Consider the following 14,005-nt stretch of genomic DNA (forward strand, 5'->3'; position numbering starts at 1 on the left):
AACCAGCAATATTTTTTAATTTATAACTTTGACATTCACATACTCAGGGATAGGCTGTATTCGACTTAAATCGTTTTCTAAAATCAGCAAATCTCCATTTTTATCCATTTCCTGAAAACCTGAAAACTTATAAGAGATGTACATCATGCGATTCCGATTATTTGAAATAAACTCAGCCCGCAAACGAACATTATTGTTTTTAGCCAATTTCATAATATGATTTAGCATAATTGTGCCGACACCTCTAGACATAACACGACAAGACATCAGCAAAAGTTTTAGAGTCCACACAACTTCTTCACATTCCACAAGAGCTAACCCAATTTTTCCATAATTACCATATTTATCTTCTAAACTACTAATTAACATTTTATGCTTATCAGATTGACGAAACTGATTTAGATCGTCATAGGAGTATGTATAACCAGTTGTATTTAATTGATTTGTTCTTATTGTTAATTCTTCGGCTCTTTGTAAATCATCTTCTTGAGCAGAAGAGATAGTGAAAGTCATATTGAGTGTAGCTAAAAATTCTTCTTGAGTTCCAATAAATTGTTTCTCGAAACTATTTCGTTCTATATCATTAAGATACATTAGCCTCCTTAATTTTGAATCCTCTGTAATAAAACGAGGATTCATGACTGGCATATCGACAATATACCCTATTTCATCAGCATTAATACACAGGATTTTTGGGCAGGAAAATTTTACTTCTTCTAATTCAAATAATTGATCGTCAATAAAAGCGATCGCATCTATCCCAATATTAAGCAAATTAGCAATTTCTTTGAGAGAAGATGCTTTAGAGTTCCAGTTTATTTGTGGATATAAAAAATACTCTTTTAAACCAAATTCTTCTAGTTTGGCTATTGCTGTAGCAGGTTCATTCTTACTGGCTATGGATTGAAGTATACCACGACTATCTAAAATCTGAATAATCTCTACTATATTTTCTCGCAGATAAACTTTCTCATCTTCCAGCAAAACTCCCTGCCATAAAGTATTATCTAAATCCCAAACGACACATTTAATAACTTTTTTATCTTTCTCTTTACTATTTACATCTTGTTCTTTAATGCTAATCATATATTAAACCCTTTCTCTTCGGTTACTTATTACTTTGAGCCGTCAGCTATTAGCTATCAGCTATGAGTTCTTGGCTAATAGCTCGTAGCTAAATCAAAAGCTCAGTTTATTTCCGTGCGAAATATATTCTTTGTATTTAATTATTTTTCGATATTCATAACCACCAACATAAGAAAATATCTTATAATCCTCAAAAAAATATTTTTCAAAATTCTGTATATCAACTATATTATTTCCACACTGTTTTATCAAATAATCATTAGACCATTTACTACAAGCATCCCAATGTTTAGCAACATCTTCAATTAAAAAAGGCTGATATTGCTTCCAAAGCTCTAAAAATTCTTTTTCACTAGGATTTTTAATCCTCAAAATTGAGTTACTAGTTTTAACTTTCATAAACAATCTCCAAGAATCTACTTATTTTTATTTTATGAATTTAATTATATTTATTTATAGAGTAATAATATTATTTGAAAATTAGATTTTTTTAAGCCAACAGGAATATTTAAAAAAGATAATCCTGATAACCTGATTCGGCTATAGTAATTTCTTGAATTTGAGTACTACCTTCAATAATTTCCATAATTTTAGAGTCTCGTAAATACCTTTCAACTGGGTACTCACTACTACAACCATTGCCACCATGAATTTGCACGGCATCATTTGCTATTTTGGTAGCCACTGTCGATGCAAAGTACTTTGCAATAGAAGTCTCCATAATCGAGTTGGGGTCGTTAATGTCTTTGAGATAACCAGCTTGATAACATAACAGTCTTGCTGCTTTCACTTTAGTTATCATCTGAGTAATCATTTGGCGGATTAATTGATGTTCTTTGAGATAAACGCCAAACTGTTTTCGTTCATTTGTATACTTGATACAAGCTTCTAAACAAGCTTGAGCAATACCTACACAACCCGATGCTACGCTATATCTACCATAATCAAGTGCAGAAGATGCAATGTAGGAAAATCCAAATCCTAATTTACCTACTAGATTTTCTGAAGAAACGTGACAGTTATTAAACAGCAATTCTGCTGACATTGAAGCCCTAAGACCTAAAATACCAGACATTGGTTTGACTGAAAGTCCTGGGCTATTTTTTTCAACTAAAAAAGCAGTGGGTTTACCTTCACATTTGGCAAAAACCAAAAATACATCTGCTATTTGTCCATAGGTAATCCATTTCTTTTGCCCATTTAAGATATAAGCATCACCTGCAAGGGTTGCTGTTGTTTCTACACTTTTGGCATCGCTACCTACATGAGGTTCGCTTAGTGCAAAAGCAGCAATGATTTCTCCAGATGCAAATTTGGGCAGCCAATACTCTTTTTGAAACTTATTTCCCCATTTACACAAAGCATAAGCAACCATATTATGAACTGTGAGCAAACTCCGCACAGAAGAACATCCCCGTCCAATTTCCTCGTTGAGAATACCATAAGTAATCATGTCCATTCCTTTACCACCATATTCCTGGGGTAATATGGCACCGAGAAAACCATGTTCGGTGATTTTCTTAATTAGTTCTGGTGGAGTAAATTCTTTTCTATCCCATTCCCCAGCACTAGGACATATTTCCTCATTAACAAAAGCTCTAAATTTAGCTTGATAATTTTTTTGTTGGGTAGATAGTTCTAGCTTCATAATATCATTTATGCCATAAAAATGGCAACGTATGTTTGATTAATGCACAAGAATAGTAGTTTTACGTTCAATTAAATTGACGATAGAGTTGATTGTGCGAAAATTTTCAAATTCTAAATCATCGTTTTCAATGGTAATCTGAAACTCCTGCTCTACAAACAAAACAAGTTGCATGGCAAACATAGAATTGACAAACCCGAGCGCAAAAATATCTTCATCTGGTTGCAAATCATGATTGCCGAAAAATTTTGCCAGAAAGCTTTTGATTTTAGCTTGAATTTCGTTCATTTGTCTTGATTATTCCTATTTAATGATATGCGTAAAATCCTTTACCACTTTTTCTACCATGTAACCCAGCATTTACCATTTTTTTGAGTAAGGGACATGGTCTATACTTACTATCGTTAAAGCTTTCATATAAGACTTCGATAGAAAATAAAATGGTGTCTAAACCAATCAAATCTGCTGTTTCTAAAGGGCCCATTTTGTGACCGAAACAGCTTTTAAAGATTTTGTCTATATCTTCTGCTGTAGAAACTTGGTCTTGCAATAGAAAAACAGCTTCGTTAATAGTTAACATCAACACCCGGTTAGAAACAAAACCCGGTGAATCATTAACAATAATACATTCTTTACCCATCTGAGCTAGCATTTTTTTTGCTATCTCAATTGTCATATCAGAAGTATGATATCCACGAATCATCTCCACCATCGGCTTCATTGGTACAGGATTCATAAAGTGGATACCAACAACTTTATCAGCACGCTTAGTAACTGAAGCAATCTGGGTAATGGGAATTGCTGATGTGTTAGCGGCGAATACGCAATTTGTTGGACAGATAGAATCTAGTAAAGGATATACCTCTTTTTTAATATCCCACTTTTCTGTGACATTTTCGACTAGAAAATCTGAATTCTCTAACATTTTATAGTTTGTAGAAAACTCTATTTTGTCGAGGATACTATCTGGAGTTTCTGTTTTGTCACTTTTTTTGAAAAAACCCTGAAAGCGGATATTATTCCTGATTTCGTGTTTAGCTTGATCCAGGGTATTTTCCGAAATATCTACGAGTATTACTTGATGACCTGTTTGAGCAAGGTTTTGTGCAACCCCTATTCCCATTACCCCTGCACCAACAACACCTACTGTTTGAATATTCATAACTTCACTCATCTCCCTTTGGATATTATTGTATTTAAGGTAGTTTTTGGATTAAAAAAGAGAGGCAGGTAAAGGAATGGAATGACGATGCTCATGTACATAAAATTTCGCCCAATCTATTTGCACTCCTGTTAACCAAAGCCTACCCAATGTTTTAAGTAAGAATGCTAAGTCTGGTTTATTATCGTAAGAATATCTAAGAGAGGGTAAGATAATTTGACTAACTGCTAAATTATTTTCTATACATTGCAGCGCAAAGCTACCTAGAGTCTGTCCAGGGCCTACTTCCAACAAAATAGGATATTGTTGTTTCCACAACTCCTGCATACCCTGAGCAAACAACACAGGTTGACAAAGATGCTTAACCCAATAATCGGGATTTGTAGCTTCTGCTGCTGTTATCCAAGTTCCTGTAACGTTAGATATATAGGGAATTTTTGGTACTTGCAGGTTAAATGTTTTTACCAACTCACGTAAGTCAGAGGTAGCACCCTCCATCATCTGAGAGTGAAAAGCATGAGACGTATCCAGACGGCGACAAGCTAAACCTTTTTGTGTTAACTGTTGTTCTAAAACTTCTATAGCATTGGTTTCACCTGCGATTACACCCATATATGGTCCATTGACCGCAGAGAGTGAGAGTTTATCATTAAGTAGGGGAGATATTTCTGTTTGCGAAAGTGGAACTGCAAGCATTGCTCCACCTGGCAACTTTTGAATTATTTGCGCTCTTGCAGCAATTAGCGTTAAACCCTCTTCTAAAGATAAAACCCCTGCTAAAGTCGCTGCTACATATTCACCAATGCTATAGCCAATCATTGCCGCCGGACGAATTCCCCAGGATATCAATAGTTCTGCTAAGGCATATTCAATTACAAAAATGGCTGGTTGAGCGAGGTGAGTTTGATTGAGTAAAGATTTAGCAGCTACCATCTTTGCGTCCGCTTGTGTCTGGGTGCGACCTAACATTTTTCGCAAGTCCAGACCTGGAGAATCTTCTCTCAAAGACTGCTGGTCTTGTTGAGAAGCTCTGTGTGGATAGATTACATCTTGTAAATCTTGACCAAGAAGGGGTTTGAGAAATTCACAACAGTAGTCAACTGATGCGCGAAATACGGGTTCGACTTGGTAAATTTCCCAAGCCATGTTGACGTAATGAGTACCAAGTCCAGGAAACATAAAGGCTATAGGACGTTCTTCTGTTTCTTGGATGTTGGTAAGCACTCGCCTTGAATCTTGAAGTGCAACTAGAGCATCTTCAATATCCTGACAAACAACCATCCGCCGATGCTTAAAAACCTCTTGTTCGCGTTGCAATGTATGAGCAATATCCGCAAGGTTAAAGTCACGATGCTGTCTCAAGTAATCTGCAAGGTTGACAGTAGCAGTTTTTAGTTCTGAGTCGGTCTTTGCAGAAATTACTAATAACTGCCAAGGACGAGAAGGACTAGTAAGCATTGTTTACAAACTCCAAAATAGCTACTTAATACCAATTCAATTAATAATTGCAACACATCTTTGGGTAAAGATGCGAGAAATCGCGTCTCTACAAATGGTCTAATTTTCGCATTCTTTTTTCCAATTGGTATAACATTTGTGAGAGTTATTTTTTGATGTTTTCATCGATTTATCCTATAATGACTAAGTTTTGTAATCTAGTCTGAAAATTGCACATCAAGAATTTTGTTGGTATTTTCACTTGTTTCATTTTCAGATAATTGTTCTAACTCTTCTATGAGAATTTCTTCAATCACCAAAGCTAATTCATCAATAGTAGGAGCTTCAAAAAGAGAACGAACAGGTAGTTCGATTTGAAAAGTTTTGCGAAGCTGAGAAATAAGTACAGTTCCCGTTAGAGAGTCTCCCCCTAAAGCAAAAAAGCTGTCATGAATACCTACTGGCTCTATACCCAGTAACTCTTGAAAAACTTCAACTAGTTTTTGCTCTACATCATTACTAGGAGCAATGTATGCATTTTTTAAGTTCGGTCTAGAGTGACGAGAAGATGAATTAACTGTTTGGGCAGTATTTTTTGGTTGTAAAGGCTTTAATTTAATCCATTGGTCAATTCTAGATTGTAAATTACCAGTTGAGACAACTATTTGATGATATTGACTCCACAAAAGAATTTGTTCAAGGGCATTAATACCTTCTAAAGGTTCGATGGTAAATTCAGTCAAACTTGTATTAGCAGGTATTTGCGAATTTTCTGCTGCAAATTGCCATGTATCCCAGTTAATACTCATCCAAGGAACAGGATTTTTCTGATTATGCTGGTAAGCAAAAGCGTCCATTAATAAACTGGCTGCTGAGTAGGTAACAGAGCCTAATCCTCCTAAAACTGAGGTTAATGAAGACATCAATAGACAAAAATCAAGCTTTTGAGACTGCAAAACCTTTTCTAATACTAAGAGTCTTTGTATTTCTTGCTGAAGTTGCTGTTGACACTCTCTTGGATCTATCTCTAAGATGGGGCTAAATAAATTATCTGCGGGTATTTGATTTGTGTGGAATACCCCATTGATTTGACTAAACTTGTTTTGTACTAAATTTACCACATCAGCGCTTTCTATTAAGATTTCTGCGCCCAAATTTTCTAGTTCTTGCACTTTTAAAATTTTGCGGCTGATGTTATTTTGATCGTTGTGAGTTTTCAGCCACTGTTCCCATTCCTGTCGGTTGGGAAAATCCTCAGCCTCTAAAAGCAGCAGTTTTGCCTGTACTGTCTTTGCTAAATGTTCGGCTACTACAAGTCCTATTTTTTCGAGTCCACCAGTAATTAAGTAGACTCCTTTTTCTTTGAACCTGGGTGTATCTTGGACATTCGCATCTAATTGGACAGACTCAAAAGTTTGTACCCAACGTTCCAAACCACGGTAAGCAATAACTGAGTCAGAAGAATTGGCTTTAAGTTCTGTCAGTAGTTGTTCTACAAATTTCTCTTCTTGCCAACTTTCTGATAAGGGAATAATAACATCAATGCTACGACATTTTATATTTGAATATTCTTGTGGGATGACCTTAACTAGTCCAAGGAGTGTTGCTTTTTCTGGGCAAAGATTTTCAACTCCAGTTACAGGTTGCATATTGTTGGAAATAACTGCAAGCTGGAATTCATCAGTAAAATTCTGTTTTTCTAGCGACTGTGCCAAAAACAGCAAACTCTGGAATCCTTGTGTTTGGACTGTATCAAAATCTGCATATCCTGACTGGGTTATACTCCACAGATGAATAATTCTTTTTGGTATGAAGTCTTGGGCGCGAAGTTCTTTGAGTAGAGTATTGTAATCATCCTGTTGTTGAGGTGCTATTGTATATGCACGCTTGCCCAGATGTTTCTGGGAAGATTCGCTTTGGCTGCCAAATTGCTCCCCAACTCTGACGGTAATTACATCATGACCTTCAAGTTCGAGGCGCTTGACGATTTGAGCGCCTAACCCATACTCATCAACAAAGACTAACCAGCGTTCTGCTTGTTTCACCTGACCGTTTGACTGTGGTGGTAGCGAACGTTTCCATGAAGGGATGTAGAACCAGTCAGCAATGTTGGACTTTTTGCCAAATGAAACTTCTTGTTCGTGAAGTAATGCTGTAAAGGCTGCTGGTGCTTTGGGCGTTGCTGGGGCAGTAGCTTGAGCGACAATTATGTGGTCTGTAAAAGGTGCAAATTCTGAGAAAGCTTTTACCTGTACAAAACCATGAGATTTGAGTTCTGTTTGCCACTGCTCTTGAGATAAAAAGGGATTGCACATATTGCGATCGCTTTCTGGATTCTCTATCGGATTCATCAGTAGCGCGTCAATGAACTCAAATTCCAACCTGGGTTGAGTTGTTTCCCAAAATAAAAGTAAACCTCCAGGAGCAAGTAAAGAGCGAATGCGATCGAGAGTTTCTCCAATATTTCGAGTAACGTGCAGCACCTGGAAAGCTACAATTACATCAAAACTGTGATTTGAGTATCCTTGTTCTTGTAGCGATCGCTCAAGGTCTAACAATTGGTATTCAACAAATGGATAATCGCTAAATTTATTTTTGGCTGCATTCAGGAAAAAACCTCCCACATCAGTGAAAGTATAATTTGTTCTTTCCGGTGGAAGTATGGGTAATAGCTCTGCCGTCCCTGTACCCGTTCCAGCGCCAAGTTCCAGAATTCTCAAATTTACTTGATGGGGTAATGCTTTTAACACCTGTTCTAAACATACCCGCATGATTGAGTTGTAATATTTATTTTCAGGGGATTGTTGGACTGTAAATTCTCCTGACTTTAATAAGGTAGAAACATGAAACTCCAGTGGTTCTTTTTTCCCAGTCAGCAGAGATACCATATTTTCGCCATATAGTTGCAGCAAATCTATTTGTTGCGGCGTGTCTACCCATTTGGCTTTGACTTCTACTAATATTTCATTAACAAAGTGTGCTGATATTGGCAGGAAATTAGTAAATAGCTCTTGTTCTCGATTTAACTGACCTTGCTCTACCAATATTTCCAGCCATCGACTTAACAATTCTTTATAAGTAGGAATAATCTGACATTGGCCAAATAACTCGTCTAAAGAATACTTTTTATTGGGATTACTAAAAGCTCCTAAACGTGTTAAAGCAAGATTAATATAAGCAATACATAAACGGTCTAAACATTCTCTTTTCTCTTGAGAAATCTGCTCATCGAATTCCAACGCCCCTGCACTAGCTTGGAGTTGACCAGCTTCTACCAAAGATTTCCAAAGCTCTGATGCTGTTAACTTGGGTTGGAAATTTATTTGTGCAGGTAATAATTTTTGTGGTTCAATCCAATATCTTTGTCGCTCAAAGGGATATGTTGGCAAGGGAAGGCGATGTCGGCGCTCATGAGCATGAAATCCCGACCAATCTATCTTGATTCCCTCAAGCCACAGTTGTCCTAATGTATTGAGAATGAAAGCAATGTCAGATTGTCGCTCATAAGCATAGCGCAGCGAGGATAATATTACTTTGTTTTCGTCAGAAACATTATCTAAACATTGCATCGCCAAGCTGCTTAATGCTTGTCCTGGACCAACTTCTAAAAAAATTGGACTATGTTTTGTCCCCAACTGATTTACTCCATCAGCAAAGCGCACGGGTTGGCATAGATGCTGTGTCCAATAACTGGGATTTGTAGCTTGCTCTGCTGTAATCCAAGTTCCGGTAACGTTAGATATATAAGGAATTTGCGGTGGTTTGAGGCTGATAGTTTGCATTAGTTCGGTGAAACAGTCAGCGATCGCCTCCATCATGTAAGAATGAAAGGCATGAGAAGTCTGCAATTGCCGACAGGCTAATCCCTTAGCACTCAACTTTCCTGCCAATTCCTCTACAGCCTGTGTAGTTCCCGCAAGTACACATTGAAATGAGCCATTGACTGCTGATAATGAAAGGTTTTCATTCAAGAAAGGTTGCACTTCTTGCTCTGTCAAGGGAACCGCCAGCATAGCTCCCCCTGGCAACTCTTGAATCATTTGCGCTCTTTTAGCAACAAGAGTAATCGCATCTTCTAGAGACAATACTCCGGCTATTGTTGCTGCGGTATATTCACCGATGCTGTAACCAATCATTGCTACTGGACGAATGCCCCAGGATATCCATAATTGAGCTAAAGCATACTCAATGGCAAACAGTGCTGGCTGCGTAAGGTATGTCTGATTTAGTTTTTGGGCGGCAGGATCTAGTGATTGGCGATCGCGACCAAGCATTTGGCGTAAATCTATACCCGATTTTTCTTTGGTTGTTTCGGTTGTTGAATGGGAAGTAGGATAAATAACTTCTTTGAGATTAATACCTAAAAGGGGTTCAAACAACGAGCAACAGCGATCGAGGTGTTCGCGGAAAGTTGGTTCAAGCTGATATAATTCATCACCCATGTTGAGATAATGGGTTCCCAAACCAGTAAACATAAATACTACTGGGCGCTGATTCGTTTCCTGATTGCTAGTGAAAACTCGTTTGGGATTTTGGAGGGCTGCGATCGCATCTTGAGTATCTTGACAAACAACCATCCGCCGATGACTCAAACCATGCCGACCAACTTGCAATGTATAAGCCACATCAGCAAGGTTGAGTTTTGGGTGCTGTTGCAGGTGATTAACCAAATTTGTAGTTGCTGTCTCCAAGGCAGAGCTAGTTTTAGCCGATAGACACAGTAAATATTTACTTTTGCCTTTTGACTTTTGACTTTTGACCTGTACTGGTGCTTCTTCTAAAACAACATGAGCATTAGTGCCGCCGATACCAAAAGAACTAACCCCAGCCCGGCGAGGAGTTCCCTTTGTTTGCCATTCATGAAGCTGAGTATTGATGTAAAAGGGGCTGTTAGCAAAATCAATCTCTGGATTGGGTTGTTCAAAGTGCAGGGTGGGCGGAATCATCTTGTGTTTGAGCGCCAAGACTGTTTTGATCAAGCCCGTTACACCAGATGCCGAACTCAGGTGGCTGACATTGGTCTTGACTGAACCAATGGCACAGAAGTTTTTTTTGTTAGTTCTGGCACTAAACACCTTGTTAAGCGCCCTAAATTCAATTGGATCGCCTAGAGGTGTACCAGTTCCGTGGGTTTCAATATAGGTGATTGTTTCAGAATCAAAGTTAGCGATCGCCTGAGCCTCAGCAATCACTTCTGCTTGGCCTGTTACACTAGGTGCGGTGTAACTCACCTTCTCGGAACCATCGTTATTGATAGCTGAACCTTTGATAACCCCATAAATGCAGTCCCCATCAGTTACAGCATCTGCCAATCTTTTCAGCACGACAATACCCGCTCCTTTACCGAAAGGGCTACCCTGTGCTTTAGCATCAAAAGCCCGACAGTGACCATCAGGAGAGGCCATACCACCTTCTTGGTAGAAATAACCTTGTTTTTGTGGAACTTGTATCGCAATACCACCAGCCAAGGCCATATCACACTGATAACTTAGCAATCCTCGACACGCCAAGTGAACTGCTACTAATGACGTAGAGCAGGCCGTACCGACGCTAATACTGGGACCTTTTAGGTTTAATTTATAAGAAACTCGTGTGGATATAAAGTCTTTATCATTAGCAATTGTAATTTGCGACTCCAGCGCTTTAATCAGTTCAGGGTGTGAGGCCAGATTGTTAAGTAAGTAGGTACTTAAGTTACCCCCTGCATAAACGCCAATTAGATTTTTGTCTGTTTTCGGGTCATAACCAGCATTTTCCAGCGCTTCCCAAGCACACTCCAAAAAAAGACGTTGTTGCGGATCTATGATTTCAGCTTCTCTAGGCGAGAAACCAAAGAATGAAGCGTCAAACATCTCAATGTCTTGTAACACAGCCCCTGCTTTGACGTACTGAGGGTCATTCAACGAAGCTGGATCTACGCCTGAAGCGACTAACTCGCGATCGCTAAAGAATGAAATTGATTCCACACCGTTACACAGATTCTGCCACAATTGATCGACATTTTTGGCTCCGGGAAAACGACCACTCATGCCAATTATGGCTACACCTTTCAACTGGTTACTCACGTATTCTCCTCCTTTGCTTCATTAGTTGCATTTCTTCTTCCATAACCTCCTGTTGCTTTTTAGCACGGTTATATGCTTGCCCAAAGGCAGGTTGCTGGGCCTCTTTCCGACTTAAATATTCTGCTAAGGCACTTATGGTCGGATATTCAAACAAGTCAGCCGTTGCGATATCACCATTAAATACTTGTTGCAGTTGGCTGCGAACTTGGACTATTAGGAGGGAATTGCCACCGATTTCAAAGAAGTTGTCTTGTATTCCTACCAAATCTTTCCCAAGAAGTTCTTTCCAGATGACAGCGAGCTTTTGCTCAATCTCATTTCTGGGAGCTACATAAGCACCACTGAGTGCAGGTTGTGATTGTGTCGGTTTAGAGAGATTATACTTTTGTGAGGCTTCTTGGAAAGGTTCTGAGTTAAAAGCATTATCCGGCTCAACTCGATTTAAGAAATCACGGGTTGATACTAGAACCTGGGTAAGTGTACTTCCTAAAATGCGGTCAAACGCCTCTACACCCTCTTTTGGTAATAACCCTTCCTTGAGAATAGCAGGTTTGTCCTGCATAACAGAGCCAACTGTGGAAAAAACAGTAGACGGAGAACCTAACCGGGCGGGAGAAGCTATAGTTTCTTGACTAACTTTTCCTTCCGAAGCAACCAGCGCTTTCAAAGCCTCCTGATTTTCCCAAGATACTATAATCTTGCCGATATGTTTGGCTTTAGCCATGTATTCAAAGGCGGGAGCTACTTCTGTAATTGGAAATATCTGATGCGGAAGGGAATTAAAATTGCCATCTTTAAAGTGTTGCACTACTTCGTGCCAGGTAGAAATAAAGTCAGGGAGATCGTTTCCCACTTCTGTAGCAAAGAACGATAAGCATTTCTCAAAAGGTCGTAGACCTAATTGGCTATTGTTGAGGATATCCCGCTTGCCGAGTTCGAGAAAGCGTCCATAGGGTGCTAGAAGTGAAAGGCTTTTAGTCATGAATTCTCCTGATAGGGAATTCAAAACTACGTCCACACCCTTGCCATCAGTATACTTCATCACTTCATCGGCAAAAGCCAAAGACCTGGAATCCATAACATATTCAATACCCAACGAATGCAGAAATGCTCGTTTTTCCGGGTTGCCTGCTGTGGCGAAGATTTTGGCTCCCACCCACTGGGCTATTTGCACGGCAGCCATTCCAACACCGCCAGCAGCAGCATGAATGAGAACACCCTCGCCCTGGCGAAGCCTAGCTAATTTTATCAAGGCATAGTAAGCCGTAATAAAGGCAACAGGAATTGTTGCTGCCTCTTCTAAACTAAGATGTTCTGGTTTGAGTGCTACCAAAGAAGCAGAAGTCGTTGTGAATTGGTTAAAGCAGGAATCGCCAAACGCCATAACTTCATCTCCTACCTCAAAACCCTTAACTCCTTCTCCCAGAGCGACTATCTTTCCAGAACATTCTCTACCGAACTTGACATCAACATTGGGTGGAACAGGAAGCAGCCCCAACGCTATAAGCACTTCTTTGAAGTTAAGACCAGTCGCGCAGACCTCGATTTCTACCTCACCCAGACTTGGTTTTTGGCGGGTACTAGGTCGGAAAGTCAGGCTATCTAAGATGCCAGGGGAAGCAATCTCCAAAGAGAAGTTTTCGCTTGCAGAAACAGAAGGAATTTTTTGAGGTTTACCATTAGACTGTTCAGCAGTAATTGTGCTAATATCTACTTTCCTCATGATAAATTCTTCAATCTCAACCAGTTCGTTTCCCTGGTTGTCCATGATGGTGATGTTAAATTTTAAAATTCCTTCTCTGAACTGATTATTTTCTGTATATCTGATGTAGCTGTATACTTTGCTTGGCAAAGGTTTTTTTATTTTCAGACTTTTATACGAAAACGGTAAGTAAACACTTTCGTTTTCAATACTTAGAAAACCCGTGGCATTATCCAATAAAGCAGGATGTAACTTATATGAATTAATATCGGTGGCAAATACTTCGGGCAGTTCCAGAACAATCAACCCCCGAGCTGTTCCTAATTTTGCCTGCTTCAAGTTATTCCATCTAGAACCAAACTCTAGAAATCCTGTTTGAAGCTTATGCTCTCCTTCTGGAATGATTATTTCCTTTTGATTACATCTTGCCTCAAGTTCTCTGAGTTCTTGTTTTGCTGATGGTTCTAATTTTATACAAGCTATTTCGCCCTTGGCATGTTCGAGCCATTGCTTTGACCCTGAGTTTGATTGGCTTGTGACCGAAAATTCAAAGCCCTCTCCTTTCTTCTTTAAAAGTGTACGAACTTCTTTTTCTTCATCATCTTCTATTACCAAGGGAGTCAAGAAAAATACTTCCCGAATTTCAATCGTTCCGTTCTGAACATGGTTTTCAAAAGCGGCTAAAGCCATTTCCAAGTAAGCTGTTCCCGGAAGTGTCGCTTTACCCATAGCCCTATGTTGATCTAAAACCCAGTGTTTGATGACGCTAAATTTGCTGATGTATATCTCTTGGTCTTTCTCTTCAACTATACATTGATCGAATAAAGGGTGAGACACTTCTTTTAATTGAGATTGGGAAATATCCAGGGTTGGTCTTGATTGCTTCATGGCTTCTGCTGCCATCC

Annotated in this window: 8 protein-coding genes; all 8 read right to left on the bottom strand. The window is 39.0% G+C overall.

Translation table 11 applies throughout. The annotated features are described in order from the left end of the window. Positions 1 to 15: 15 nt before the first annotated feature. The gene (locus NSTC731_RS35390; protein ID WP_445629016.1) at positions 16 to 1,086 is read right to left on the bottom strand and encodes an HAD-IIIC family phosphatase; all 1,071 of its coding nucleotides are present in this window, start codon (positions 1,084 to 1,086) and stop codon (positions 16 to 18) included. 93 nt (positions 1,087 to 1,179) lie between these two features. Continuing rightward, on the bottom strand, positions 1,180 to 1,485 hold the full coding sequence (locus tag NSTC731_RS35395) for a hypothetical protein (protein ID WP_445629017.1): 306 nt from the start codon (positions 1,483 to 1,485) through the stop codon (positions 1,180 to 1,182). Between the two features lie 109 nt (positions 1,486 to 1,594). Beyond that, a complete protein-coding gene (locus tag NSTC731_RS35400) occupies positions 1,595 to 2,734 on the bottom strand; it encodes an acyl-CoA dehydrogenase family protein (RefSeq protein WP_445629018.1) in 1,140 nt (379 codons plus the stop codon). Positions 2,735 to 2,773: 39 nt separating this feature from the next. Continuing rightward, entirely contained in the window at positions 2,774 to 3,022 is a 249-nt protein-coding gene (locus NSTC731_RS35405) for an acyl carrier protein (protein ID WP_375501059.1), read from the bottom strand. A gap of 19 nt (positions 3,023 to 3,041) precedes the next feature. Then, positions 3,042 to 3,896: a 3-hydroxyacyl-CoA dehydrogenase family protein gene (locus tag NSTC731_RS35410; RefSeq protein ID WP_445629019.1), complete on the bottom strand. Its 855-nt coding sequence runs from the start codon at positions 3,894 to 3,896 to the stop codon at positions 3,042 to 3,044. A 51-nt stretch (positions 3,897 to 3,947) separates the two neighbouring features. Beyond that, on the bottom strand, positions 3,948 to 5,354 hold the full coding sequence (locus NSTC731_RS35415; protein WP_445629020.1) for an acyltransferase domain-containing protein: 1,407 nt from the start codon (positions 5,352 to 5,354) through the stop codon (positions 3,948 to 3,950). A 197-nt stretch (positions 5,355 to 5,551) separates the two neighbouring features. Then, positions 5,552 to 11,398 carry a beta-ketoacyl synthase N-terminal-like domain-containing protein gene (locus NSTC731_RS35420; protein ID WP_445629021.1) on the bottom strand — a complete coding sequence of 1,949 codons (5,847 nt, stop codon included), beginning with the start codon at positions 11,396 to 11,398 and terminating at the stop codon, positions 5,552 to 5,554. Beyond that, positions 11,391 to 14,003 (bottom strand): zinc-binding dehydrogenase, encoded by a 2,613-nt coding sequence (locus NSTC731_RS35425; RefSeq protein ID WP_445632246.1) that lies wholly within the window; start codon positions 14,001 to 14,003, stop codon positions 11,391 to 11,393. The genes NSTC731_RS35420 and NSTC731_RS35425 overlap by 8 nt, the downstream gene beginning before the upstream one ends. Positions 14,004 to 14,005 lie beyond the last annotated feature (2 nt).

This window comes from Nostoc sp. DSM 114167 (assembly GCF_052692655.1).